The sequence below is a fragment of the Sphingomonas sp. J315 genome (assembly GCF_024666595.1).
Lineage (GTDB): Bacteria > Pseudomonadota > Alphaproteobacteria > Sphingomonadales > Sphingomonadaceae > Sphingomonas.
Genome location: NZ_CP088296.1, coordinates 581,442 through 606,843, shown reverse-complemented (window position 1 = coordinate 606,843; position 25,402 = coordinate 581,442). Strand labels below are relative to the sequence as shown.

Annotated in this window: 27 protein-coding genes and 1 pseudogene; 12 read left to right on the top strand and 16 right to left on the bottom strand. The window is 66.4% G+C overall.

From position 1 onward, the window contains the following. Window positions 1–23: 23 nt before the first annotated feature. A complete protein-coding gene (locus LRS08_RS03265) occupies window positions 24–344 on the bottom strand; it encodes a hypothetical protein (protein WP_260481328.1) in 321 nt (106 codons plus the stop codon). Between the two features lie 50 nt (window positions 345–394). Between LRS08_RS03265 and LRS08_RS03260 the strand changes: the two genes are divergently transcribed. Together LRS08_RS03260 and LRS08_RS03255 are read left to right on the top strand one after the other, a co-directional pair. Then, the gene (locus LRS08_RS03260; protein ID WP_260481327.1) at window positions 395–1,234 is read left to right on the top strand and encodes an oxygenase MpaB family protein; all 840 of its coding nucleotides are present in this window, start codon (window positions 395–397) and stop codon (window positions 1,232–1,234) included. Between the two features lie 34 nt (window positions 1,235–1,268). Then, window positions 1,269–2,030, top strand: coding sequence for a hypothetical protein (locus tag LRS08_RS03255; protein ID WP_257844922.1), 762 nt, complete (start codon window positions 1,269–1,271; stop codon window positions 2,028–2,030). 44 nt (window positions 2,031–2,074) lie between these two features. Here the strand turns inward: LRS08_RS03255 and ychF are convergent, their stop codons facing one another. The 3 genes from ychF to LRS08_RS03240 form a co-directional block, all read right to left on the bottom strand. Further along, window positions 2,075–3,175, bottom strand: a complete 1,101-nt coding sequence (ychF, locus tag LRS08_RS03250) for a redox-regulated ATPase YchF (protein WP_257844923.1) — start codon at window positions 3,173–3,175, stop codon at window positions 2,075–2,077. A 107-nt stretch (window positions 3,176–3,282) separates the two neighbouring features. Next, the gene (locus LRS08_RS03245) at window positions 3,283–3,747 is read right to left on the bottom strand and encodes a glycine zipper 2TM domain-containing protein (RefSeq protein WP_260481326.1); all 465 of its coding nucleotides are present in this window, start codon (window positions 3,745–3,747) and stop codon (window positions 3,283–3,285) included. A gap of 78 nt (window positions 3,748–3,825) precedes the next feature. Next, window positions 3,826–4,425: a TIGR02466 family protein gene (locus LRS08_RS03240; protein ID WP_257844924.1), complete on the bottom strand. Its 600-nt coding sequence runs from the start codon at window positions 4,423–4,425 to the stop codon at window positions 3,826–3,828. A 112-nt stretch (window positions 4,426–4,537) separates the two neighbouring features. Between LRS08_RS03240 and LRS08_RS03235 the strand changes: the two genes are divergently transcribed. The 3 genes from LRS08_RS03235 to LRS08_RS03225 all read left to right on the top strand — a co-directional run bounded on the left by LRS08_RS03235 (window position 4,538) and on the right by LRS08_RS03225 (window position 6,245). Beyond that, window positions 4,538–4,798, top strand: a complete 261-nt coding sequence (locus LRS08_RS03235) for a hypothetical protein (RefSeq protein ID WP_260481325.1) — start codon at window positions 4,538–4,540, stop codon at window positions 4,796–4,798. Further along, window positions 4,795–5,073 (top strand): hypothetical protein, encoded by a 279-nt coding sequence (locus tag LRS08_RS03230; RefSeq protein WP_260481324.1) that lies wholly within the window; start codon window positions 4,795–4,797, stop codon window positions 5,071–5,073. Before LRS08_RS03235 ends, LRS08_RS03230 begins: the two co-directional genes overlap by 4 nt. Before the next feature lie 461 nt (window positions 5,074–5,534). Continuing rightward, a complete protein-coding gene (locus tag LRS08_RS03225) occupies window positions 5,535–6,245 on the top strand; it encodes a transferrin-binding protein-like solute binding protein (RefSeq protein WP_260481323.1) in 711 nt (236 codons plus the stop codon). Window positions 6,246–6,303: 58 nt separating this feature from the next. Here LRS08_RS03225 and pth read toward each other — a convergent pair whose 3' ends face one another. The 3 genes from pth to LRS08_RS03210 all read right to left on the bottom strand — a co-directional run bounded on the left by pth (window position 6,304) and on the right by LRS08_RS03210 (window position 8,604). After that, window positions 6,304–6,876: an aminoacyl-tRNA hydrolase gene (gene pth, locus LRS08_RS03220; RefSeq protein ID WP_257844927.1), complete on the bottom strand. Its 573-nt coding sequence runs from the start codon at window positions 6,874–6,876 to the stop codon at window positions 6,304–6,306. Window positions 6,877–6,961: 85 nt separating this feature from the next. Further along, window positions 6,962–7,648: a 50S ribosomal protein L25/general stress protein Ctc gene (locus LRS08_RS03215; protein WP_257844928.1), complete on the bottom strand. Its 687-nt coding sequence runs from the start codon at window positions 7,646–7,648 to the stop codon at window positions 6,962–6,964. Between the two features lie 110 nt (window positions 7,649–7,758). Continuing rightward, on the bottom strand, window positions 7,759–8,604 hold the full coding sequence (locus LRS08_RS03210; protein WP_257844929.1) for a TraB/GumN family protein: 846 nt from the start codon (window positions 8,602–8,604) through the stop codon (window positions 7,759–7,761). An 81-nt stretch (window positions 8,605–8,685) separates the two neighbouring features. Here LRS08_RS03210 and LRS08_RS03205 point away from each other — a divergent pair, with 81 nt between their 5' ends. The 4 genes from LRS08_RS03205 to LRS08_RS03190 all read left to right on the top strand — a co-directional run bounded on the left by LRS08_RS03205 (window position 8,686) and on the right by LRS08_RS03190 (window position 15,182). After that, a complete protein-coding gene (locus LRS08_RS03205; protein ID WP_257844930.1) occupies window positions 8,686–9,579 on the top strand; it encodes a glycine--tRNA ligase subunit alpha in 894 nt (297 codons plus the stop codon). Beyond that, the gene (gene glyS, locus LRS08_RS03200; RefSeq protein WP_260481322.1) at window positions 9,576–11,720 is read left to right on the top strand and encodes a glycine--tRNA ligase subunit beta; all 2,145 of its coding nucleotides are present in this window, start codon (window positions 9,576–9,578) and stop codon (window positions 11,718–11,720) included. The genes LRS08_RS03205 and glyS overlap by 4 nt, the downstream gene beginning before the upstream one ends. A gap of 250 nt (window positions 11,721–11,970) precedes the next feature. Further along, window positions 11,971–14,634, top strand: coding sequence for a pyruvate, phosphate dikinase (gene ppdK, locus LRS08_RS03195; RefSeq protein ID WP_260481321.1), 2,664 nt, complete (start codon window positions 11,971–11,973; stop codon window positions 14,632–14,634). A 5-nt stretch (window positions 14,635–14,639) separates the two neighbouring features. Continuing rightward, window positions 14,640–15,182, top strand: coding sequence for a hypothetical protein (locus LRS08_RS03190; RefSeq protein ID WP_257844931.1), 543 nt, complete (start codon window positions 14,640–14,642; stop codon window positions 15,180–15,182). Between the two features lie 13 nt (window positions 15,183–15,195). Here the strand turns inward: LRS08_RS03190 and LRS08_RS03185 are convergent, their stop codons facing one another. From LRS08_RS03185 to LRS08_RS03150, 9 genes and pseudogenes are all read right to left on the bottom strand, one after another. Beyond that, complete coding sequence (locus LRS08_RS03185) at window positions 15,196–15,822, bottom strand: hypothetical protein (RefSeq protein ID WP_257844932.1); 627 nt, start codon at window positions 15,820–15,822, stop codon at window positions 15,196–15,198. An 88-nt stretch (window positions 15,823–15,910) separates the two neighbouring features. Then, window positions 15,911–16,909, bottom strand: a complete 999-nt coding sequence (locus LRS08_RS03180) for a type II secretion system F family protein (RefSeq protein WP_257844933.1) — start codon at window positions 16,907–16,909, stop codon at window positions 15,911–15,913. A gap of 4 nt (window positions 16,910–16,913) precedes the next feature. Beyond that, entirely contained in the window at window positions 16,914–17,891 is a 978-nt protein-coding gene (locus LRS08_RS03175; protein ID WP_257844934.1) for a type II secretion system F family protein, read from the bottom strand. A 46-nt stretch (window positions 17,892–17,937) separates the two neighbouring features. Then, window positions 17,938–19,221: a pilus assembly protein CpaE gene (locus LRS08_RS03170; protein WP_257844935.1), complete on the bottom strand. Its 1,284-nt coding sequence runs from the start codon at window positions 19,219–19,221 to the stop codon at window positions 17,938–17,940. Beyond that, entirely contained in the window at window positions 19,218–19,856 is a 639-nt protein-coding gene (locus LRS08_RS03165; RefSeq protein ID WP_257844936.1) for a CpaD family pilus assembly protein, read from the bottom strand. The genes LRS08_RS03170 and LRS08_RS03165 overlap by 4 nt, the downstream gene beginning before the upstream one ends. An 18-nt stretch (window positions 19,857–19,874) precedes the next feature. Further along, a complete protein-coding gene (locus LRS08_RS19990; protein WP_312026646.1) occupies window positions 19,875–20,690 on the bottom strand; it encodes a hypothetical protein in 816 nt (271 codons plus the stop codon). Beyond that, a complete protein-coding gene (locus LRS08_RS19985) occupies window positions 20,609–21,331 on the bottom strand; it encodes a pilus assembly protein N-terminal domain-containing protein (protein ID WP_312026676.1) in 723 nt (240 codons plus the stop codon). Before LRS08_RS19985 ends, LRS08_RS19990 begins: the two co-directional genes overlap by 82 nt. 177 nt (window positions 21,332–21,508) lie before the next feature. Continuing rightward, window positions 21,509–22,546, bottom strand: a pseudogene (gene cpaB / locus LRS08_RS03155) (Flp pilus assembly protein CpaB); the annotation flags it as partial. A gap of 50 nt (window positions 22,547–22,596) precedes the next feature. Further along, entirely contained in the window at window positions 22,597–23,067 is a 471-nt protein-coding gene (locus LRS08_RS03150) for a prepilin peptidase (protein ID WP_257844939.1), read from the bottom strand. 50 nt (window positions 23,068–23,117) lie between these two features. Between LRS08_RS03150 and LRS08_RS03145 the strand changes: the two genes are divergently transcribed. From LRS08_RS03145 to LRS08_RS03135, 3 genes are read left to right on the top strand one after another with little or no spacing between them, the layout of a single operon-like run. Beyond that, window positions 23,118–24,062, top strand: coding sequence for an alpha/beta fold hydrolase (locus LRS08_RS03145; RefSeq protein WP_257844940.1), 945 nt, complete (start codon window positions 23,118–23,120; stop codon window positions 24,060–24,062). After that, a complete protein-coding gene (locus LRS08_RS03140; protein WP_260481320.1) occupies window positions 24,059–25,165 on the top strand; it encodes an FAD-binding oxidoreductase in 1,107 nt (368 codons plus the stop codon). Before LRS08_RS03145 ends, LRS08_RS03140 begins: the two co-directional genes overlap by 4 nt. Window positions 25,166–25,225: 60 nt before the next feature. Further along, entirely contained in the window at window positions 25,226–25,399 is a 174-nt protein-coding gene (locus LRS08_RS03135; protein ID WP_257844942.1) for a YegP family protein, read from the top strand. Window positions 25,400–25,402 lie beyond the last annotated feature (3 nt).

Genomic DNA, 25,402 nt, shown 5'->3' with positions numbered 1-25,402 from the left:
TGCGGGTCCGTGCCCGCGACCGATCAGCCGCGCGGAGGGGGTGGTTCGGGCGTCAGCAGCGCTCCGGCCATTGCGCGGGTCGGAGCGGAGGCAGCATGCGCAGCGACGAGCGCGTGCGGCGCGGCTACCGATGCAGTTTTCATCGTGGCGGGGGCGATGCAGCCGACGCACAGCGGCTTGCCCATAACGGGGGCGGGATCGCGTTCCGGCGCGGGCATGTCGTGGTCCATCGGCATCGGCGTCGCCATCGTGCCGGCCGCCTCATGGCACGGCGGTGCCGCCGCCGCAGGGGCGGGCAGGGTGCCGAGCACCAGTGCAATCAGGATCAGCAGTCGCACGATCATCCCGTCGCACTAGCATTGCCGCGCGGGTCGCGACAACCTAGCTTCACCCGATGCCGCCCCCCGACCTCGCTGCCGGTCTTCGCAAGCGCCTGATCGGCGTGATCCGCGCGACGTTCAACGATCAGGCCAAGGGCGAGACGCCCGTGGTGCGCAGCGATGACGCGCTGTTCCCGCGCGACAGCGTCACCTGGCGCGTGCATGGCGACGTCACAACGATGATGGTCGGCGGGGTCGCGTCGCTGCTGCTGCAGATGCTGCATCCCGCGGTGCTGGCGGGGGTGTGGGACCATAGCGCGTTCCGCAAGGATATGCTCGGCCGGCTGCGCCGCACCGCGCGGTTCATCGCCGAGACCACCTACGCCGAACGCGGCATCGCCGAGGCGACGATCGCCAAGGTGCGCGAAGTGCATGAACGAGTCGCGGGGGTACTGCCCGACGGCACGCCGTATCGCGCCGACGATCCCGAACTGTTGGCGTGGGTGCATGTGACGGAGATGTGGAGCTTCCTCGCCGCGTGGCAGCGCTACGGCGTGCCGGTCAGCCGGGCGGAGGAAGATGTCTATTACACCGAAACCGCGCGGATTGCCGAGGCGCTAGGGGCCGACCCGGTACCTCGCAGCCGGTTCGAGGCGGAGGGGCTGATCGCGGCGATGCGGTCGCAACTGGTGGTCGACGATCGCACGCGCGAGGTCGCGCATTTTTTGCTCGGCCACCCGCCCACCAGCCTGGCGATGGCGCCGGCGCAGGCGGCGATCTTCGCGGCAGCGGTCGATCTGCTCCCCGATTGGGCGCGTGCGATGCATGGCCTGCAACGTCCGGTTGCCACGTTGCCGCTGGTGCGGGGATCGACGCTGGCGATCGCCAAGACATTCCGCTGGGCGTTTCACTAGCGGAACCAATTTTGGCCGCTTAGGTTGTCGCGCCATGAGCAATCCCCGCGCTGTCGCCACGCTGATCCTTGCCTTTGCGCAGATCGCCACGCCGTTGCTGCCGATGATCGGCATCGGCGAGCCGGTCGGCGAGCAATCGGGGCAGACCCAGACGCTGATCACGCCCGCCGGATGGGCCTTTGCCATCTGGGCGCCGCTCTATTTCGGCACGATCGCCTATGCGATCTGGCAGCTGTTGCCGGCGCAGCGGGACAGTCATCTGGTGCGGCGGATCGGTTGGCACGCGGCGGGCGCGTTTCTGGGCAATGCGGTGTGGGTCGCCTATACGCAGCTGTGGGGGCTCGGCTTCCCGTCGGTGCTGATCATCATGTTCACGCTGGTCAATCTGCTGGCGATCCTGCGCATCTTTGCCAGCATGCCGCGCTTTACCGCCGGAGAGCGGCTGGCCGCCGTCCTGCCGCTTAGCGCGCTGGCCGGGTGGCTGACAGCCGCGACGATAGTCAATATCGCCGCCGCGCTGAACTTCCACGACATCGTCCTCCCCGGACCGGCACCGCTAATTGCGGCGGCGATATTGACCGTCGGCGGGCTAATCGTCGCGGCGGCACTGGTCGGGACCGGCGGCAATCCCTGGTATCCGCTGCCGTTCCTTTGGGCGCTGTTTGCGATCCACCAAAAGCTCGGCGACGAGTATCCCCCGATCGCCACCGCGACGCTCGTTGCGGGGCTGCTGGTGGTTGCCACGCTGGTCGTGATGCTGGCCAGCGCGGAGCGCCGGGCGCGCTATCTGGGGTAGGACGCCATGCTCCCCTCCCAGTCAGGGAGGGGAAGTGGAAAACGTCAGACGTTGAACCGGAACAGCATCACGTCGCCGTCCTGGACGACATATTCCTTGCCTTCCGAGCGCAGCTTGCCGTTGTCGCGTGCGCCGGTTTCGCCGTTGAACTTGACGTAATCGTCGAACGCGATCGTTTCGGCGCGGATGAAGCCGCGTTCGAAATCGGTGTGGATCTCGCCCGCCGCCTGCGGTGCCTTCGCGCCGACATGGGTGGTCCAGGCGCGCGCTTCTTTGGGCCCGACGGTGAAGAAGGTCAGCAGGTGGAGCAGCGAATAGCCGGCGCGGATCACCCGGGTCAGGCCGGTTTCCTGTAGGCCCAGCTCGGCGAGGAATTCGCCGCGCTCTTCGGCGGGCATCGTCGCGATCTCGGCCTCGATCGCGGCGGAGACGACGACGGCCTGCGCGCCCTCGGCCTTGGCCTTTTCGAACACGCGCGCCGAATAATCGTTGCCGTCGGCGGCATGTTCCTCGTTGACGTTGCAGACATAGAGGACCGGCTTGGCGGTGATCAGCTGCGCCTGCTTGAGGACGCGCTCCTCTTCGACGTCATTCGGTTCGACCAGCCGGGCGGGTTTCCCTTCGCGCAGCAGGTCGAGCGCCTGTGCCAGCACCGTTGCGGCAATCTTGGCTTCCTTGTCGCCCTGCGCGGCCTTCTTTTGAAGGTTCGGCACGCGCTTTTCGAGGCTTTCGAGGTCGGACAGCATCAGCTCGGTCTCGACCGTCTCGGCGTCGGCGATCGGATCGACCTTGTTGTCGACATGCTGGATGTCGTCATTCTCGAAACAGCGCAGAACATGGACGATCGCGTCCACCTCGCGGATGTTGCCGAGGAACTGGTTGCCCAGGCCCTCGCCCTTGCTCGCGCCGCGCACCAGACCGGCGATGTCGACGAACCCCAGCTGAGTCTCGATGATCTTTGCCGATCCGGCGATCTTCGCCAGCGCCTGAAGCCGGTCGTCGGGGACAGCGACGTTGCCGACATTCGGCTCGATCGTGCAGAAGGGATAATTGGCCGCCTGTGCCGCCGCAGTCTGCGTCAGCGCGTTGAAAAGCGTCGATTTGCCGACATTCGGCAGGCCGACAATGCCGCAGCGAAAGCCCATTGGTCTCTAGGTCCTGTGATCCGGGAAAGGCGCGCAGATACGCCGGAGACAGGCAAAAGGCTAGGGGTGCAATTCCTCCCCCGCCGGTGGCGGGGGAGGTTGATCACTCAGCGGCAGCGCACGTTGCCGCGATCCAGCTCACGGCCCAGCACGGCGCCGCCGGCACCGCCAAGGATCACGCCGAGCAGGTCGCCATTGCCGATCGCGCCGCCGAGGATCCCGCCCAGCGCCGCGCCGACCACAAGGCCGGTGGTGCCGTCGCCACGGCGGCAATAATAGCGCCCGTCGCGGCCGCGATAGATGCGGTCCTGACGGCTCAGCCGACGCTCGCGATAATTGCCCTGACGATAGGCGCGCGAGGCGTCCCAGTTGCGGTCATTGTCGCGCCAGCGATAATCGCGGTCGCGATAGTCCCGCCGCTCGCCATAGCGCCGGTCGCGGCGCTCATTGTATTCGCGGTCACGCTCGCGCTCACGCTCCTGCCAGCTTTGCGCCGATGCAGTGGTGGACATGAGGGCGGTGCTCGGGACGGCGAGCGACAGCGCCAACAGTGCGAAAAGGCCCTTGCGCATGGTCAATCTCCAGATGGACAGGCAGTCTAACCGTATCACGAGCGAAATGGTTCCGCGAGCGATCGGCGCGACCCGAATTCAGCGGTAGTTGAAGCTGATGCTGATCCGCTCGCCTTTGCCCGCATGCGGCATGACTTCGTGCCGCAGCCAGCTTTCCCACAGGAAGATGCTGCCCGGCGCAGGCTGCGCATAGACGAAGGTCTGTAGATCTTCGGGCGCGTCGGGGCGACGGGACGGGGCGGCCATCAGCATGGGGAGGCGCGGGTCCTCCAGCTTGAGCGCGCCGGCGCCCGGCGGCACTTCGATATAGATGGTCCCCGAAACCACGCTGTGCGGGTGGATATGTCCCGAATGGGTCCCGCCGGGCTTGAGGACGTTCACCCAAAGGCTGTCGAGTTTCAGCTTTCGCGACAGATCCAGCGCGCAGGCATCGGCGAAGCGCGCGACCTGGCGGTTGAGGTGGCGGACGAGGTCGGCGAAGCGCGGATCGCGATCCGGGAGGTCGTCGAGCGAGGCATAGCTGGTGTAGCCCCGATACCCATGGTCCTTCGACCAGCGCTGCCCCGCCCGATCATGCGCTGCAAGGTCACGGCACGCGTCGGCCAGCTCGGCCAGCAATGCCGGGTCGTCGAGCGTCGTTTGTGAAAAGCGCGTGGCGAACAGCGTCTTGATCGTCATGCCGCCCGAACAGCATGGACTCGATCGCTGTGCAAGCTGCGCTTGGTTGACAGCGGGCGACGGGGCGTCAAAGTCGCGCGATCAAGATTTGATTGGGGAGGACGTCAAGTCCATGAAGAGGTTCGCATTCCTCGCGCCGCTGGCGCTGTTCGCGCTGGCCGGGTGCGGCGATAATGGCGCGCAGGAGAAGGCTGCGGCGGAGGCCAAGGCCAAAGCCGCTGCGAAGCGCAAGGCGCAGGATCTTCAGGATGCGCTGGCACTCAATGTGCGCTGCTACGCTGCGGTGAAGTGGCAGCAACGGCTGCTCGACAGCCCCGTGCCGCGCAACATCGCGGGGGGAGCGCGCCGTTCCTCGCCTATTATCGCGGCATGATCGAGAAGAAGCTGGGGGATCAGGTGATCCCGGCCGATCCGCCCAAGCCGGAATTGTCGAAGGCCGGACTCGACGCCTATCTCGACTGGGCAGTGAAGGATCAGATCGACACCAATTTCACCAAGAGCGACCGTGCCCAGGCACATGCTCAGGTCACCACTTGCATCCAGAGTGCCGCTGAATTCGGCACCGGGACGATGGCAAAGATCAGTCCTGCAGAGCGGTTCGGCAAGATTCAGCAGCTGCGCGGCCTGCTCGGGCAGCTGGGCGACTGACGCAGGAACGCGCCGGTGCGGCGAAACCCGCACCGGCGCTCTTCCGTTTCGCGGCTAGCCACGCTACCGCAGCACCCGAGTGGTCGCGGCAACGCGGCCCGTTCATCCACGGTACAGGCGCAACGCGCCTTCCAGACGGCCACGTTACAGGAGTCGCAGTATGATTCGCCGTTCCATCCTGATTGCCAGCACCGCTGTTGTCCTGGTCGTAGCCGGCTGCAGCGGCGGCGACGACGACGCGACGCCGACCCCAACCCCGACGCCCAGCTCCAGCGTGACGCCGACGCCGTCGCCGATCAGCTATTCCACGCTTCCGATAACCGCGGCCAATGCCGCTGAATTCTTCACCGTCAGCGCCGCGACCAGCTATACCGGCGACGCGGCGGCTGGACCGGTCACCCTTGGCGCCGCGGGCACCGACGCATTTTCAGAATCGTGTCCGCCTTGCGCTCCAGGGCACCTTGACCTCGACCTCGACGACCGAACTGGTCGTGCGAGAGAATACCGAAGAGTCGCGCTTCACCGGCGCCGACCTCCTCACGGCGCCAGCGCCGGCGGTCACCGAATATGTGCTGCGCGAGACGACTGCGCCGACCACGGCGGGCGCGTTCACTCAGCTGGACCTGCTCAACAACACCGTTTCGGGGCAGGTCACGTCCGATACCGCGCTGGCGCTGACCCGGGTCAGCTATGCCGGCTGGTGGCGCGGCGACAGCACGGCGGGTGCGAAGCGGATCACCTATGGCGTGTTCGGCTATCCGACGGTCGTTTCCGACATGCCGACCACCGGGACGGTGAGCTATACCGTCCGGATCGCCGGTCGTTCGGTGATCGCCCCGGCGGCAGGCGCGAGCCCGGTCGACAAGCTGGGCGGCACGGCGACGCTGTCGATCAACTATGCGACGGGGCTGGTCACGCTGACGCTCAACCTCGAGCGCCTCACGACGGGCGGTAATATTGCGCTCGGCACCTTCACCGGCACCGGCGCGATCCCCGTCGGCAGCAACCAGTTCACCGGCAGCTTCGGCCCGGGCAGCACCGTGGGCGGCACCTTCCAGGGCCTGGCCTATGGTCCGCAGGCGGCCGAGATCGGCATCAGCTTCGCGATCAGCGGCGCGGTCGCCGCGGGCGACGCCCGCGCGGTCGGTGTGGTGGTCGGCAAGAAGAGCTGATCTTTACGCAAAGTCTATGGAAAAGGCCGGGGCGACCCGGCCTTTTTTGTGTCCGGGGTCAGGGTCGCTGCAGTCGCAACGCGATGTCGTTCATGAACCGCGCATCGTCGCCCTTTGCGAGCCATTCGGCCTCGCCCGCGATCGCGCCAAGCAGGTCGGACAGATCTTCGATCTCCGCCTTGGCGTAATTGCCGAGGACGTATCCGGTGACGCGGTCCTTGTGTCCCGGATGGCCGATGCCGATCCGTACGCGGCGGAAATCCGCCCCGATATGCGCGATCGCGCTGCGGATGCCGTTCTGTCCGGCCGCGCCGCCGCCGCGCTTTACCTTGACCTGGAACGGGGCAAGGTCGAGCTCGTCGTGGAACACGGTGACCGCCTCAGGCTCCAGCTTGTAGAAGTCCAGCGCCGCGCGGATCGCCCGGCCGCTTTCGTTCATGTAGGTGGCTGGCTTGAGCAGCAGGATCTTGTCACCGCCGATCCGCCCTTCCTGAAACCAGCCCTGGAATTTCCTTGCGGGCGCCGAAAAGCCGTGCACTTCGGCGATGGCATCGGCGGCCATGAAGCCGACATTGTGCCGGTTCATCGCATATTCGGGGCCGGGATTGCCCAGGCCAACCCAGAGCTGCATCGGTCAATTGTTCCCACAAGCAAGAAGCGCCCCCGCACGCGGGTGCGGAGGCGCTCCTAATTGATCGGCAGATGCCGCGAAAGGCTTACTCGCCGTCCTTGGCCTCGCCCTCGGCAGCGTCACCCTCGGCAGGAGCCTCTTCGGCAGGTGCCTCGGCTTCGGCCTCAGCCGCCTCGGCTGCTTCAGCCTCTTCGGCCTTCAGCGCCGCCGGAGCAGCGATGGTGGCGATGGTGAAGTCGCGGTCGGTGATCGCGCTGGTCACGCCCTTGGGCAGGGTCACCGCCGAGATGTGCAGCGAATCGCCGACTTCGAGGCCCTTGAGCGAGATGGTGATCTCGCTGGGGATCTCGGCCGCGTCGCACACCAGCTCCAGCTCGTGACGGACGATGTTGAGGACCGCGCCCTTCTTGATGCCGGGCGACGCGTCTTCGTCAGTGAACACGACCGGCACCGCAACGGTAACCTTGGCGTGCTCGGAGATGCGCAGGAAATCGACATGGACCGGGCGTTCGGTCACCACGTCGAGCGACACGTCCTTGGGAAGCGTACGGATCGCCTTGCCGCCCAGACCTTCGATCATCACGACCGAGTTCATGAAGTGGCCGGTGTGCAACGCCTTGTACAGCGCGCGCTCATCCAGGTGGATGCTCGTCGGTTCCTGATTGTTGCCGTAAATCACGGCGGGGACGCGGCCTTCACGACGCAGCGCCCGGGAGGCTCCCTTGCCAACCCGGTCGCGCGTCTCGGCCGACAGCGTAAGCGTGTCGCTCATATGTCGTTCCAATGCGCTAAAGTGTTTCCAATTCCGCCCAGGCCTCCAGGGATGACCCTGACCGGAAGCGCGCGCCTATAGGCGGGGAGGGCGCAAAAGGCAAGCTGCGGTCAATAAGCCACCCGCTCGACCTTCAGTCCCTTTTCGCCGAGCAGCGCCTGGACGCTGCCCTTGCCGGCGAGGTGTCCCGCGCCGACCGCAACGAATACCGTGCCCGGGCGATGCATCCGCGCGGCGATCCAGTCGGCGAAGCGGGCGTTGCGGCGGGCGATCACCGCTTCGGCGATTTCGGGTGAGGCCACCGCGCCGCGGTTCATCTCAGCGCCGACGCTTTCGGCATCGCCCTTGGCCCAGGCCGCGACGAACTTGTCGAGCCGCGCCTTGGTCCCGGGCAGCGCCTTGACCGTTTCCTCGAGCATCGCACTCTGCGCCGCGCCCGACAGGCCGTCGAACAGCATCAGCTGCCCGCGTGCGGATTCGAGCGCCTTGACCGGCTTCCCCGCATCCTCCGCCGCCTCCGACAGGGTCGCCTCAACACCGTCGCCGGCGTCATAGCCCGCCTTCTTGACCGCCAGCTGCGCCAGCGTCAGCGCCGCCAGCCACGGCTCCTGCCTGTCGATCGCGCCCGCCGGCATGCCAAGATCGCGCGCCGCCTTGTCCACCTCCGGCGCGAAGGGCGGGCCGCCGCGCGTGCCGAGTTGCGCGGTCAGCGCGGCGATCGCCTGCGGATCGGGCCTGGCGATCTCCAGAACCACCTCGTCGCTCGCATCGAACGCCTCGCGCACGCCCTCGTCGAACCAGTGCATGCGGGGCTTGAGCACATGGACGGTGCCGAACAGATAGATGGTGGTGTCGCCATCCTTGACCACCCACAGGGCTGGGTCGGCATCCTCGCCGAACAGCGAGCAGCTGGAGAGGAGCAGGGCGGCGAGGGGAACGATCAGACGCTTCAACATGATCGCCCCTCCAAAGCCGCCCCTGTGCCCCGCGTCAACCGCAGTTGACCGCCCTTCGCCCTTTCGCCAAAGCCCGGCACCATGACCACGCCGCTCAGCTTCCAGGGCATGATCCTCAAGCTCCATGACTATTGGAGCCAGCGGGGCTGCCTCATCCTGCAACCCTATGACATGCGCATGGGCGCGGGGACGTTTCATACCGCCACGACGCTGCGCGCGCTGGGGCCTGAGCCGTGGAACGCCGCGTTCGTCCAGCCGTGCCGCCGCCCGACCGATGGCCGCTATGGCGAGAACCCGAACCGGTTGCAGCACTATTACCAGTATCAGGTGATCCTGAAGCCCAGCCCGCCCGACCTGCAGGAACTGTATCTCGGCAGCCTGACCGCGATCGGCATCGATCCGCTCAAGCACGATATCCGCTTCGTCGAAGATGACTGGGAATCGCCGACGCTCGGCGCCTGGGGCCTAGGCTGGGAAGTGTGGTGCGATGGGATGGAGGTGACGCAGTTCACCTATTTCCAGCAGATGGGCGGGTTCGACTGCAAGCCGGTGGCGGGCGAGCTGACCTACGGTCTCGAACGCCTCGCAATGTATATCCAGAACAAGGACAGCGTGTACGATCTGGCGTTCAACGACGCGGGCGTGACCTATGGCGATGTGTTCCTCGAGAACGAGCGCCAGATGTCGAAGTACAACTTCGAGGTCGCCGACACCGACACGCTGTTCGAGGGCTTCCGCAAGGCGATGGCCGAGTGCGAGAATTGCCTGACCAACAACGTTCCCATCGCCGCCTATGAACAGGCGATCGAGGCGAGCCATTTGTTCAACTTGCTCCAGGCGCGCGGCGTCATCTCGGTCGCCGAGCGTCAGGCCTATATCGGCCGCGTCCGCGATCTCGCGAAGGGCAGCTGTGAGAAGTACATCGCGCACATGACCCCCGACTGGAGCGCGAAATATCCGGAGTGGTCGCTGTGACCGACTTCCTCCTCGAACTCCGCTCCGAAGAAATCCCCGCACGCATGCAGGACAAGGCGCGCGAGGATCTTGCGCGCCTGTTCACCGCCGAACTCGACAAGGCGGGACTGAAGGCCGCCGAACTCGTCACCTATGCCACCCCGCGCCGCCTCACACTGATTGCGCGCGATCTGCCCGAGCAGACGGAGGCGCTGCGTGAGGAACTAAAGGGGCCTCCGGTTGATGCGCCACAGCCAGCGATCGACGGCTTTCTAAAGAAGGCTCAGATTGAGTTTACTGGCTGCGAAGTTCGCGACGTCAAGGGCCGCGCGACCTTGTTCGCGGTGATCGACAAGCCGGGCCGCGCCACGGCGGACGTGCTGACCGAAGCGATCCCGGCGATCGTGCGAGCTTTCCCCTGGCCGAAGTCGATGCGCTGGGGCGAGGCCTCGCTGTCGACCGAGAGCCTGCGCTGGGTCCGCCCGCTGCAGGGCATAGTGGCGCTGCTGGGCGAGCAGATCGTCGAGTGTGAGGTCGCCGGAGTGAAATCGGGTGCCGCCACGGTCGGGCACCGTTTCCACCATCCGGGCGTCATCACCATCGGCAGCGCCGCCGACTATGTCGAAAAGCTGCGCGCATGCCATGTCATCGTCGACCAACATGAGCGCCGCGCGACCATCGCGGTCGGCGCGAAGCTGGCGGCGAACAAGGCCGGGCTGACCTTGGTCGAGGACGAAGGGCTGCTGATCGAGAATGCGGGCCTCACCGAATGGCCGGTGCCGCTGCTCGGCCGCTTCGATGAAGCGTTTCTGGATGTGCCGCCCGAGGTGATCCAGCTCACCGCGCGCGTGAACCAGAAATATTTTGTCTGCACAAATGCCGAGGGCAAGCTCGCCAACGCCTTCATCTGCACCGCGAATATCGACGCGGCGGATGGCGGCGACAAGATCGTCGAGGGCAACCAGAAGGTCCTCGCCGCGCGGTTGAGCGATGCGCGGTTCTTTTACGAAACCGATTTGAAGACGCGGCTGGATGACCTGCGTCCGAAGCTCGAAAAGATCGTTTTTCATGAGAAGCTGGGGACGGTTGCCGACAAGGTCGATCGCGTTGCCAAGCTGGCCCGGTGGTTGGTTGAGCAACAAATCGTCACCCCAGCGAAAGCTGGGGTCTCCCGCGATGGCACCGCGCAAGAGCCGCAAAAGACCCCAGCTTCCGCTGGGGTGACGGAATTGGCCGACCTCGCCGAACGCGCCGCGCGGCTGTGCAAGGCGGACCTCGTCACCGGCATGGTCGGCGAATTCCCCGAGTTGCAGGGCCTGATGGGCGGCTATTACGCAGCTGCACAGGGCGAAGACCCCGCCGTCGCCGCCGCGATCCGCGACCATTACAAGCCGGTCGGGCAGGGCGACGAAGTGCCGACCTCGCCGGTTACGGTGGCGGTGTCGCTGGCGGATAAGCTGGATACGATTTCGGCATTTTTCGCGGTTGGTTTGCCGCCGTCCGGTTCGAAGGATCCGTTTGCGCTGCGTCGTGCTGCTCTGGGCGTCCTGGCGCTGATGACCACGAACAATCTTCGCTTCGATCTGGCAAATCTCATGCAATTGGCCACCATGTGGCTGCGCTATTCCCGTCACGATCTGACCGGGTTTTCTGCTCAGACTCGTGACTTCTTCGCCGACCGCCTCAAGGTCCAGCAGCGCGAAGCGGGCGTCCGCCACGACCTGATCGACGCGGTGTTCGCGCTGGGCGGGGAGGATGATCTCGTCCGCCTTCTCGCGCGCGTCCATGCGCTGCAGGCGTTCATGGCGACCGAGGATGGGGCGAATTTGCTCGCCGGCTACAAGCGCGCGGCGAATATCCTGAAGAAGGAGGGCGGCGTGCCCGAGGGGGCGGGGGCCAATGCGTCGCCCGAACCCGCCGAGGCGGCCCTGATCTCCGCGCTCGACGCGGCCGAGCCGAAGGCTGCGGCGGCGGTCGAGGCGGAGGACTTCGAGGGCGCGATGGCCGCGCTCGCGACGCTGCGCGCGCCGATCGACGCGTTCTTTGAGGATGTGACGGTCAACGACGCCGACAAGGACAAGCGCGCCGCACGCCTCGCGTTGCTCGCCCGCATGCGCGATGCCGTTCACCGCGTCGCGGATTTCGGGAAGATCGAGGGGTAGGCGGCGTCTCGGCAACCTGGGAATTTCTGGTCACCCCGGACTTGTTCCGGGGTCCACTCCTCCACTTGGGCGTCCGCGCATGGGGCGCGGTGGACCCCGGAACAAGTCCGGGGTGACGAGGTCAGTTTATTGGGCCACCCCCAAATTTCACACGCCTGTAGCATTTCTTCCCCCTGACAACGGGGGACAAGCCCTTTCGCCTTCTTCGCACCTGCGGTAGGCCCCGCGCCAAGTCACGGAAGGGGTTTGAATGACTCGCTATGTGTACCGCTTCGGCGGGGATGTTTCCGACGGCGGCCAGGGCGACAAGAATCTGCTCGGCGGCAAGGGCGCGAACCTCGATGGGATGGCGTCGATCGGCCTTCCGGTGCCTCCGGGCTTCACCATCTCGACCCCGGTCTGCGCGCTCTATTACGAGAATGGCCAGACCTTTCCCGACAGCCTGAAGGCCGAGGTGTCGACCGGGATCGCGCATATCGAGGGGATTACCGGCAAGCGCTTTGGCGACGCCGCCGATCCGTTGCTGGTGTCGGTGCGTTCGGGCGCGCGGGCGTCGATGCCGGGGATGATGGATACGGTCCTCAACCTTGGCCTCAATGATGCGACGGTCGCGGGGCTCGCCGAAATCTCGGGCGACGCGCGGTTCGCGTGGGACAGCTATCGCCGCTTCATCCAGATGTATTCCGACGTCGTGCTCGAACTCGATCATGGCCGGTTCGAGGAAGCGCTGGAGATCGCCAAGGAGGATCGCGGCTATTTCCTCGATACCGAGATGACCGCCGCGGACTGGCAGAAGCTGGTCGAGGAATACAAGGCGATCGTGGTCGAGCTGTGGGGCAAGCCGTTCCCGCAGGATGTGCACGATCAGCTGTGGGGCGCGATCGGCGCAGTGTTCGGGTCGTGGCAGTCGGAGCGCGCGAAGGTCTATCGCCGCCTCAACGACATTCCGGCCGACTGGGGCACGGCGGTCAATGTCCAGGCGATGGTGTTCGGCAATATGGGCGACACCTCGGCCACCGGCGTCGCCTTCACCCGCGACCCCGCGACCGGCGAGAACGCCTATTATGGCGAGTTCCTGATCAACGCACAGGGCGAGGATGTCGTCGCGGGCATCCGCACGCCACAGTACCTGACCAAGGCGGCGCGCGAGCGGGCGGGGGCCAAGCCGCTGTCGATGGAAGAGGCGATGCCGGAAGCCTATGCCGAGCTGGCGCGCGTGTTCGACCAGCTCGAACGCCATTATCGCGACATGCAGGACATCGAGTTCACGGTCGAGCGCGGCAAGCTGTGGATGCTTCAGACGCGGTCCGGCAAGCGGACGGCTAAGGCCGCGCTCAAGATCGCGATCGACATGGCGAATGAGGTGCTGATCACGCGCGAGGAGGCGATCCTGCGCGTCGATCCGGCGGCGCTCGACCAGCTGCTCCACCCGACGCTGGACCCCAATGCGCCGCGCGACGTGCTGACCAAGGGGCTGCCCGCCTCGCCCGGGGCGGCGTCGGGCATCGCGGTGTTCGACAGCGATACCGCCGAGAAGCGCGCGGCGGCGGGCGAGGCGGTGATCCTGGTCCGCGTCGAAACCAGCCCGGAGGATATCCACGGCATGCACGCCGCCAAGGGCATCCTGACCGCGCGCGGCGGCATGACCAGCCATGCGGCGGTGGTGGCGCGCGGCATGGGCCGTCCCTGCGTCTCGGGCGCGGGCACGCTGTCGATCAAGGCATCCGAAGGCGTCATGCGGATCGGGTCGCGCGAGGTGCGCGCAGGCGAGGTTCTGACGATCGACGGATCGACCGGTGAGGTGATGCTGGGCGCGGTGCCGACGATCCAGCCCGAGCTGGCCGGCGATTTCGGCACGCTGATGGTCTGGGCCGACGAGGTCCGTCGACTGAAGGTCCGCACCAACGCCGAAACCCCGCTCGACTGCCGCACCGCGCGCGAGTTCGGCGCGGAGGGGATCGGGCTGTGCCGGACGGAGCATATGTTCTTCGACGCGGCGCGGATCACCGCGGTACGCCAGATGATCCTGGCAAGCGACGAGGCGGGCCGCCGCGCGGCGCTCGACAAGCTGCTGCCCGAACAGCGCGCCGACTTTATCGAGATATTCGAGGTGATGGCGGGGCTGCCCTGCACGATCCGCCTGCTCGATCCGCCGCTGCACGAATTCCTTCCGCATGAAGAGAGCGAATTCGAGGAAGTGGCGCGGGCGGCTGGACTCGATGTCGAAACGCTGCGTCGTCGCGCGGCGGAGCTGCACGAGTTCAACCCGATGCTCGGCCATCGCGGTTGCCGCCTCGGCGTGACCTATCCCGAGATCTACGAGATGCAGGCGCGCGCGATTTTCGAGGCGGCGTGCGCCGTCGCGGAAAAGTCCGGCGCGGCGCCGGTGCCGGAGGTGATGATCCCGCTGGTCGGAACCAAGCGCGAGCTGGAGCTGATGAAGGCGGTGGTCGATCGCGCCGCGCAGGCGGTGTTCGCCGAACAGGGGCGGACGATCGAGTATCTGGTGGGTACGATGATCGAGCTGCCCCGCGCCGCATTGCGCGCCGGGGAGATCGCGGAGGCAGGGGCGTTCTTCAGCTTCGGTACCAATGACCTGACGCAGACGACGCTGGGCGTCAGCCGCGACGATGCGGGTCGGTTCCTGACGACCTATGTCGAAAAGGGTATCTACGCCCGCGATCCGTTCGTCAGCCTGGATGTCGAGGGTGTCGGCGAACTGATCAGCATCGCCGCCGAACGTGGCCGCGCGACCCGCCCGGACATCAAGCTCGGCATCTGTGGCGAGCATGGCGGCGACCCGGCGTCGATCGCATTCTGTGAGGAAACCGGGCTCGATTACGTCTCCGCCTCGCCCTATCGCGTGCCGATCGCGCGGCTCGCGGCGGCTCAGGCGGCGTTGCAGGCACGGTGAGTGGAATGGCGCTGGCCGCGATTCTGATCGAGGCCGTCGCCGCCGCGCAGATGACGCCAGTCGACCGCCTCAATGCCGATCTGCTCGCCGCGCCCACCGCGACCGGCGTGCTGGAGGCGCGTTGCGCCGCGCTGGGTCTTGCCGATCCGCCGCGGGTGCGGGCCGAGGTGAAGCGCGGGCGCGTCGTCGCCAGCGCATCGCCCGCGCGGACGCGGCTCAAGGTCGGCAAGGACGAGATGTTGGGCTATCGCCGGGTGCGGCTGATGTGCGGAAGCCATGTCCTGTCGAAGGCGACCAACTGGTATGTTGCCAGCCGTCTCACGCCAGAGATGAACACCGCTCTCGATGGAAGCGATGTGCCTTTTGGCCGAGTCATCCTGCCGCTCTCACCACGCCGCGAAACCTATTCGACATGGCAGGTACGGCCGGGCCGGGTATCGCCCGGCGGTGTTGTTGTGCGCCATCGCGCGATCGTCCTCGACGGCGAGGGGAGGCCCCTCGCCGACGTGGTCGAACATTATCAGGCTATCCTGCTCGGCGGGAGCTGACCCCGTCGCGCGATCAGTGTTGCGGCGCGGTGTCTGCCCGGACGTGCGGGGGCAGCCATTCGTTGCTCACGCTCCCGGTTGGCTCGCCTTGATCAGTCGCTCCCGGCGCAGCTGGATCCGTTCCGCCCGCATCTGCCGACGTTCCGCTCTCTGACGCTGGAAAGGTGGCCACGGGCGAAGCCGGGGCGACCTCCTCCTGCACGGGGGCAGGCGCAGGCGTGGACTCGACGGGCTGCGCTTCGGATGTCCCCATCGGCAATGGGGGCGGGGGCGGTCCCTCCGGAATCCAGTTGTTCGCCGGTTCAGGCGCGGGGGCGGCATCGCCCTTGTCCTGCGCCTTGTCATGCGCGCGCTCGATCAGCGTCGCGGCGGCTGCCCCGGCCACTGCCGCACCGACCACCGGTGCAGCCGACTGCGCGGGGCGCGAATCGCGCAGTTCGCGCTCGAGCTCACGGATGCGATCCTTGGCCGCGCGCAACTCGGCGTCATCGCGGTCGCGCGCACTGGCGTAATTGATCTCGGCATCTTCGAGCTGGCGCTTCCATTTCTTGCCGCCCGAGCTGCTGGCCAGACCAAAGAACCAGCCGGCAACAAGCGTGAAGCCAAGCGCCGCCCATTCGGTGGGCGTGGTGAACAACATGGTCGCGTCTCCCCATTTCGCGTTCGAAACAGGTTAACCAAAGCGGCAGCCGAGCGCCACCCGCCGAATCGACGGGTGGCACGGGAGGTTATCCGCTCATCAGCGCGTCGTTGATCGAGCAGGCCGCCGGACCGAGGATGACGACGAACAGCACCGGAAGGATGAACAGGATCAGCGGTACGGTCATGATCGCGGGCAGGCGCGCGGCCTTTTCCTCGGCGCGCATCATGCGTTCGTTGCGGAATTCGGCAGACAGCACGCGCAGCGCGGAAGCGAGCGGGGTGCCGTATTTCTCGGTCTGAATCATCGTCGTGACGACCCCGCGCACCGAGTCGAGATCGATGCGGGTGGCCAGATTTTCAAAGGCCTGGCGGCGATCGGTGAGGAAACCCAGCTCGATCGCGGTGAGCGAAAATTCCTCGCCCAGTTCGGGATAAGCCTTGCCCAATTCCTTGGAGACGCGACCAAAGGCCGCATCGACCGTGAGTCCCGCTTCGGCACAGATCACCAGCAGGTCGAGCGCGTCAGGAATGCCCTTTCGAATCGCGTGCGACCGCTTCTGGATCTTGTTCTTGAGATAGATGTCCGGTGCCTTGTAGCTCAGGATCGCGCTGCCCGCGACGAGGCCATAAGCCTTGAGCGGCGTCCAGTCGGCGAACATTTCGGTCCCATAGACGAGGAACGCCATCGTACCGCCGATCACGATCGGAAGCACCAGCCGACCGAAGATTACCGCAACGGCATAATCCTTGGACCGGATGCCTGCCTGCATCAGCTTGATCTGCGCGGTCTTGACCTGCGAATCCTGAAGCACCTTGAGCGACGAGAGGAAGTCGCGGATGCGGTCGGTGGTCGCGTTCTTCTGGACCAGCTTCGCCCGGCGCTTGCTGGTCGATGCGGTGATGCCGGCCTTGAGCTGTTCGCGGCGTTCGTTGAGTGCCTTGACGCGCTTTGCCATCGGATCGCGCACCGACGCGGCGGCGTAAATGGCGAGCAGCACGCTGAACGCGGCGACACCTGCCAGGACCGTGGCGACATAGATCACGTCGACGCCGAGCAGGGTGGGGCCGGAGGGAGCGGTCATCATTTCATCAAATCTCGAAATTGATCATCTTGGCCATGATGAAGGCCCCGATACCCATCCAGATGATCCCGCCGCCGCCGGCGATGATCAGCCGCTGGTCAATGAAGAACCCCTGCATATAGGTGTCGTTGATCATCCAGATCATGCCGAAGACGATGAACGGCAGCGCGCCGATGATATAAGCCGATGCCTTGGATTCCGACGACATCGCCTTGATCTTCAGCTTCATCTGGCTGCGCTTCCGCAGCACCTCGGCGAGGTTGGCGAGCGTTTCGGCAAGGTTGCCGCCGGTCTCGCGCTGGATCGCGATCGTGATGCAAAAGAACTGGAATTCGGGTGTACCCAGTCGGTCGGCGGTTTCCTGAAGCGCCTGGTCGAGGGTGCGACCGATCTTCATCTTGTCGCTGATCGAGCGGAACTCCTCGCCTACCGGGCCATCGACCTCCGCACCGACGACACCCATCGTCTCGGTGATCGGAAGGCCCGAGCGCAGGCCGCGCACGAGCAATTCGATCGCGTCGGGGAATTTCGCGGTGAAGCGCGCGATGCGGCGGTTGATCAGGAACCCGACAACCATATGCGGCAGGCCGCCGCCGACGATGATACCGACGAGCAGCGCGAGCAGCGCGGGCAGCCCCTGCACCATCAGCGCAGCTGCGATCACCACGACGATACCGACCGACGCCATGCCATATTGGCCGACGGACCACGGCTTTCCGGTCATTGCCAAGCGTTTGCCGAGCTGGGCCGGGTTGGGCAGGAACCGCGCCGCGGCATTGTCCATCTTGGTCGCGCGCCCGGTCGAGATACGGCGTAGCTGCGCCTCGACCGCGCCCGCGCCGACGACGCCGACGTGACGATCGCGCACGCTGGTGAGGCGGCGCGCGCTCGCGGTCTTCGCCGATGGACCGGCAAAGGCGAGGATGAGCAGCGCGAGCACCATGAAGGTGCCGCCCGCCAGCATCATCATCGGGAGCAATTCCACCCTGTTACGCCTCCGGAAACGGGGAGCCGGCCGTAGCCGACACCGGTTATGCCTTTGCCTTGCGGCCGAGCTTCATCGAACTGGTCAGTTTGCCGAGCAGCGAGCCGCCCTTGGCCCCTGCACCCTTGCCCTTGTCGCGAACGACCTCTTCGCCCGAATCGGTGATCGCGACGACGCGCGCAGCAATCTCGGCCAGCGGGGCGAGTGCCTTGACGTTCTTCCCCGCCTCGGCAAGCGGTTTGCCCAGCTTCGCCGCCTGCACCGCAGTCTTGGTGTCGAGCGGGATCACATAGTCGATCTTGCGCTCGATCGATCCTTCGAAGTCCTTGCGGCTGATTTCGAGCTGACCGGTCGGAACCCGGTTCGCCACGACGATCAGCTGGGTATGCGGCGCGTTCGACTTGAACCAGCTGATGATGCGGATCGCGTCGCGCGCGGCAGCCAGGGTCAGCTCGGTTACCAGCACGGCCACCTGCACATCGGAGATGAGGTGCGGGTAATTGACCAGCATCGCGCGCGGCAGATCGACCACGGTGCACTCGAACGCGGTACGGATCTCCTCCTGCAACTGGAAGAACGCCGCGCCGTCGGTCATCACCGGCGAGTTGATCGGCGCTTCAGCAGACAGCACGGACAATTTATCCGACGCCTTGACCATCGCGCGTTCGATGAACAGTCCGTCGATACGGCTTGGATTTTCGATCGCGTCGGTCAGGCCGCGACCCGGTTCGAGGTCCAGCGTGAGTGCGCCGGTGCCGAAATGTACGTCGAGATCGAGCAGCGCGGTCGAACGGTCGCTTTTCTCGCTCATCAGCCAGGCGAGCGAGGTGGCGAGAGTCGAAGCCCCGACCCCGCCGCGCGTGCCGATCACCGCAACCGCGCAATGCGGGCGGTCCGACGCTACATCGGCATGTTTTGGCGCATTCAGCATCGCCTGGGCATGCACGAACGCTTCACGCATCACGTCGGGATTAAGCGGCTTGAGCAGATAATCCTGAATGCCCGACGCGACGAGGTCGCGATACAGGCGGACGTCGTTGACCTGGCCGGACGCGATCACGACAGTACCCGGCTCGCACACTTCGGCGAGGGCATTGATGTCGTTGAGCGGATCGCCCGATTCGGACAGGTCCACGAACAGGATGTGCGGGCTGGCGGAGACGGAAAGCGTCTGGACCGCATTGCGCAGCCCGCCCTTGTTGACCTTGTCGGGGTTCCAGCCCTGTTCGATCGCGATCGGGCGGATCGTTTCGGCAGTCGTCTCGTCGCACACGAACGCGACGAACGGCTCGCGATGGGCAGCGCGCTGGGGGTTGAAGGGCGCGTTCACTGGTCGCCTCCTCCCGTAGCTTCGGCTTTGACCGTGGTTCCGCCGGTGCCAGTCGGTGCGGCCTCGCGCAGCGCCTTGATCGACTTGCTGATCTGCGCCGGATCGGCGGTGGGCGAGCCGGGCTCACCACGCACCAGATCCTCCGGACGCGCGACCATCGAGGCGAGGTTGCCGTTGACCGCGCAGCCATAGCCAGAGCTGGTCTTGCCGCCGAAATTGCCGTCGCCGGTGTCGCGCCGGTCGGGGCAGCCCGGAACGCTCGCCTTCATGCGGCTGACGATCACGCGGACCATGCCCGGCTGGACCACGCCGGCGGTGACCGGGGCGGGGCCGGACAGCAGCACGCCGTAGCGCGCCGCTTCGCTCGCCACCTGACGCGCTGCGCCGGTGTTGCCGGGATCGTCGACATAGACGCGGTCGCCATGGCCGAGCCGTAGCGACGCGAGCCAGCCGGCGACGCGCGCCTGCTCGCCGGATGCCAGATAGCTGCCGTCGGTGGACGCATCGAACACATAATCGGTGCGCGCGACGACGGGCTGGTTGGCCGATTCGAGACCCGGGGTGCTGCCGACGCCGCATGCGGACAACAGCCCGGCTGCGGCGCTCAGAAAGAGGATCGTATTACGCTTCGACATGGTCGTTCCTCGCCGCGATCAATTGAAACCGAAGCCCGGTGCGGGGGCCGCACCACGCTTGCGCTTGTCCTTGCCGGTGTCCTGCGCCGCCGGTGTAGCGAGCGGCTGGACCGGCTCGCGCTTGGGCTGCGGTTCGGGCTGAACCGGGCTCGCCGCGCCGAGCGAGGGCTCCGCGCCAACCGGGGGGGCCATCTGCGGCGTGGGACGCTTTCCGCCCTTGTCCGACCCGCCAAGGCGACCGAGCAGCACGCGCTCTGCGTCGTCGGGCGCGCGATAGCCGTCGGTCGGCAGCGCGATCTGGTTCCCGTCGACTGGCTTCACCAGATAGGGGGTGATGACGATCACCAACTCGGTCTCGTTGCGCTTGAACCCGTTGGAGCGGAACAGCGCACCGAGCACGGGAACGTTGCCGAGGCCCGGGGTCTGATCGATCGAATTGTCGTGCGAATTCTGGAGCAGGCCGGCAATCATCAGGCTCTGGCCCGACCCCAGCTCGACCGTCGTTTCCGCGCGGCGGGTGGTGAGCGCAGGGATCTGCACGCCGCCGATCGTCACCGATCCGGCGGCCGACAGCTGCGACACTTCGGGGCGGACGCGCAGCGAGATGCGGCCGTCAGCGAGCACCGTGGGCGTGTAGGCGAGGCTGACGCCATATTGCTTATACTCGACCGACACCGCGCCGAGCCCCTGGCTGACCGGGATCGGAATCTCGCCACCGGCGAGGAACGATCCGGTCTCGCCTGACAGCGCGGTCAGGTTCGGGTTGGCGAGCGTCGAGACCTGGCCATTGGTTTCGCCAAGGTCGAGCGCGCCGAGAATGTCGAGGCCGAACAACCGGCCAAGACCGCCGATCGTGGTTCGGCCCGGCCCAGGCGTGATTGCGGTGCCCGGACGCTGGGTGATCGCGCCCGTGATCGGGTCGATCGTGTAGCCACTGACCGTTCCCCCCCCACGCCCAGCGGGAGGTTGGGGTCGGTGGTCCAGCTGGTCGCAGGCTGGCGTCCGCTGCCGATGCCGAACTTGAACCCGCCCGACCCGTCGAGCGTGGTGAAATTGCTGCCGATATTCTTGGCAAAGCTGCGGCTGACCTCCGAGATCCGGACCTGAAGGTTCACCTGCAGCGGGGTCGAGGTCTTGAGGCGCGAGAGGATCTTGGTCTCTTCGCCGACAAATGCCTGGGCCAGACGTTCCGCCTCTGCCGCATCCTGCGGCGCAGCGACCGTGCCGGTGAGCAGCACGAAGCCGTTCATCGTCGTCGCGGTGATGTTCGAGTCGGGCATCGCCGTGTCGAGCATCCCCTGAACGCTGTCGAAGTTGTTCCCGACACGCACTGTGGTCGAATAGATGACCTTGCCCGCCTTGGTGGTGGCATAGACCGTGGTCTCGCCGACCTTCTTGCCGAACACCCAAAGCTGGGTCGGCGAGCGGACCTGGACGTCGGCGACGTTGCTGTCGGCGACGAAGATATCGGACATCGGCGCGCTCAACGTGATCAATCGGCCACGTCCAGTGGCGATCTGGACCGTGTCGCGCGGCGCGGCATGGACGGTCTGCGCCAGCACTGGTGCCGGCAGCGTCGCCGCCGGCATCGCCAGCACGGACACCGCCGCGAGCGATGCGCCCAGCTTGTTACCCATCACCCGCATTTCAGTTCTTCCCCCAACGGGAACGACGGTAACCGCGTTGCCCCGTGAAACCTTGACCACCGGCCCGTCGCCGGCGGCTGCCGCGCCGGGATAGTTCCCGCCCGCAGGAGCAGCCCCCGTGCCGGGCATTGCGCTCTCGTCGCGTGCCTTGCCGGGCACCGTGCTGCGCTGGAAGCGCGAGACATCGGCACCGGTCGAGAAGGTCGATCCACCCTCGCTCGGGCGGGCCGCGACACGTGCGATCATCGCCTTTTCGGCCTTGGGATCGTTGCCCTCTGGCATCGTCACCTCACCGGAAGCGATCGCCTCTTCGAGTTCGCTGGCATTGTCGGCGATCGAGCGGAGCGAGAGCGACAGCGTGCCGAGCGTCTGCGCGACCGCGATCTTCTCGGCGATGCGCGGCGTCGCTTCGACCGTCACGGTCGAATAGGTGGCCACGACGGTCTTGCCATTCTCGTCCTGCTGCTTGTCGGTGCGCTGATCGGTGGCGAGCACGCGCAGATTGCGCAGCACCGTTTCCGACGCCTTGAGTGGCGGGCCGTCGCCGCCACCCGCGACCGCCTGGGTCAGGATGAGGTCGACCCGGTCGCCCGGAAAGATGAAGCCCGCGACGGCGGCCTGCGCCGACACCGGGACGGTCACCGCGCGCATACCCGGCGAGAGGGCGGCGGCGAGGAAGCCGCGGTCGCCCGGCTTGACGATCGCGCCCTGGGTCAGCGGCTGGCCTGCGGGAATCGCGAAGCGGACGACGGTGCCCTGCAGCTTGGCAAGGTCGGTGTCTTCCTTCTTGAAATAGGCGCCCTCGACCAGATCCTTGGGCCAGGCGACGAACTTGATCGAATCGGGGCCGAGGATAGTGCCGATCGGCAGCGCCTTGGTCGCGACCAGAACTTCGATCGCATCGACCGGCGCAGGCTGGCCCGGCGCGGGCGCAGCGACCGCGCCCGGGGCCGAGGACCCGGTCATCAGGCTGCGCGCCATGAACGCGGTGATTGCAGCGACGAGTAGTGCTCCCACCAGCAAAATGATCTTGCGTCCATCCATGACGTCTCAGGCCTTTTCTCTGTCGGACCGGGTTGCACCGGCGTTAAGCATCACAAGAAGGGGTTAAAAATCGGTTCGCGGATGGTGAGCAGCGCTGCGATGGCAATCGCGATCCCATAGGGGACCTCCGGTTGCTCGCGTCGCCGACGCACCCATTTCTCGACCAGCATCACCAGCGTGATCGCGCCGCCCGCGAGCGACATGATGATCAGCAGCGTGACCAACTGATTGAACGGAAACCAGAGTGCGAGCGCGGCGATCATCTTGACGTCGCCCCCGCCCATCATTCCGAATTGGAAGGCAGCCGCGAACAGCGCGAACACGCCGACCGCAATGCCCAGCTGGATCGCCATGTCGGGCCAGGGGGACAGGCCCATCGCAAACCACCAGGGCAGCGCCAGCAGCGCGATCGCCGCGTTCTTCCAGTTCGAGATCTCACGGATTCGCGCATCTTCGATCCCGGCCGAAACCAGGATCAGGACCAGCAGGCCCAGCAGAATCACAGGCGCAAATTCCCCCATCGGACTCGAAGTCCTAGACGGGAGGGCTTTCCAAACCGTAACCAGCGCCCATGACCGTTTCCCCGATTGACCGCCGGGCGATTCCCGCCGGTGCCAGCGTCACCAACTGGACCGCCCCCGATGGATGGGTGCTGCGCTGCTTCGCCTGGCCCGCCAGCGGCACGCCGCGCGGGTCGATCCTGTTCCAGGGCGGGCGGGGCGACATCTTCGAGAAATATCTGGAGAGCTTCGCCCACTGGCGGGCGCGCGGCTGGACGATCACCTCGTTCGACTGGCGCGGGCAGGGCGGATCGGGGCGACTGACCGATGCCGCCCATTGTGGGCATATCGAGGATTTCGCGCAGTATATCGCGGACTTTCGCGACTTTGCGCGTGAGTGGATGGCGGCGACGCCGGGGCCGCATGTGATCATGGGGCATTCGATGGGCGGTCATCTGGTGCTGCGCGGGCTGGTCGAAGGCGCGGCGCGGCCGGATGCGGCGGTGCTGATCGCGCCGATGCTGGGGCTGAAGGGGCCGTTCGGTGCGGCTTTGGGCGAGCGGCTGGCGCGCTTTCTGGGCGGGGTGGGCAACAGCGCGCGGCCGGCGTGGAAGTCGAACGAGCGGCCTTACACCACCACCACGCGCGAATCGCTGCTGACGCATGACACCGACCGCTATCAGGACGAGATCTGGTGGCAGCAGGCGAACCCGGGCAACGTCACCGGCCCGCCGAGCTGGAAATGGGTGATCGAGGCGTTTCGATCGACCCGCGAACTGCGCGCCAACCCCGCGCTCAAGCGGATGAACGTGCCGGTACTGGCGCTGATCGCCGAGCATGATGGACTGGTCGATCCAAAAGCGGCGCTGGCGACGGTGGCGAAGCTGCCCGACGCGCGCATTGTCCGGTTCGGCAAGGAAAGCGCGCATGAAATCCTGCGAGAGGCAGACAAGGTGCGCAACCGCGCGATCGGCGAGATCGACATGTTCCTAGAAGCTCGGGTGCGGCGCGGATGAGCCAATATGACGTCGCGATTGTCGGGGCGGGGATTGCGGGGGCGAGTCTGGCGGCGGAGATCGCGCCGCACGCCCGAGTCCTGATCCTGGAGGGCGAGGACCAGCCGGGCTATCACGCCACCGGGCGTTCGGCGGCCTTCTGGTCCGAAACCTATGGCGGACCGGACATTCAGCCGCTGGTGACCGCGTCGGGAGATTTCCTGCACAACCCCCCTGCCGAGATGGGCGGGGAGAGTTTCCTGTCCCCACGCGGTGAACTGTTCATTGCGCAGCGCGATGACCGCGCAGTGATCGACGGCTTCGTCGCGAAGTTCGCGGCGCTCGGGGTCATGCTCGATGAAGTCGATCCGGCGGCCTATTGCCCCGGCCTGCGTCCCGAATGGACCGACGCGCTGTACGACGATGGCTGTTGCGACATCGATGTCGCGCGGCTGCACGGTGCGTATCTTACCGCCGCGCGGCGGGCGGGGGCGGAACTGGTGTGCGATGCCGCAGTGACCGGCCTGTCGCGCCACGGGCATTGGACGATCACGACGCGGGCGGGGGTGTTCACCGCCGATGTGCTGGTCAATGCAGCGGGGGCGTGGGCCGAGGCGGTGGGGATCATGGCCGGTGCGCCGCCGACCGGCATTGCGCCGCTGCGCCGCACGATGGTGCAGCTGCGCGTCGATCCGCCTGCGCCGATGACGTTGCCGCTGGTGCGCGACGCGCATGAGCGGTTTTACTTCAAGCCCGAATCGGGCGGGCGCATCTGGCTGTCGCCGCATGACGAGATCGCGACGGATCCGTGCGATGCGGCGCCCGAGGAGATCGACGTCGCGATCGCGATCGACAAATTGGACAGCGCGGTCGACTGGCGGGTCACGGCGGTCGAGCGGCGCTGGGCGGGGCTGCGCACCTTCGCGCCCGACCGGCGGCCGGTCTATGGCTTCGACCCCGCCGTGCCGGGGCTGTTCTGGTGCGCGGGGCAGGGCGGGTTCGGCATCCAGACCGCGCCCGCCGCGTCGAAGATCGCCGCCGCGATGCTGATGGGCATGCCGGTCGATCCGATGGCGGCGCATCTCGACCCCGAACGCTATTCGATCCGCCGTTTTCGCGGGTGAATCGCTGGACGAGCGCCGCGGCTTCGCTATCGTTCGACCATCGCAACGAAGGAGCATGACATGGCCCACAAGTTCGTGATCGAGCAGAACAAGGCCGGCGAATATGTCGCGAAGTTCAAGTACAACAGCGAAGTGATGTTCTGGACCGAGGGCTATTCGAGCAAGGCGTCGGCGCAGAACGCAATCGATTCGATCAAGAAGAACGGGCCGGGCGCGCCGGTCGAAGAGGGCTGAACG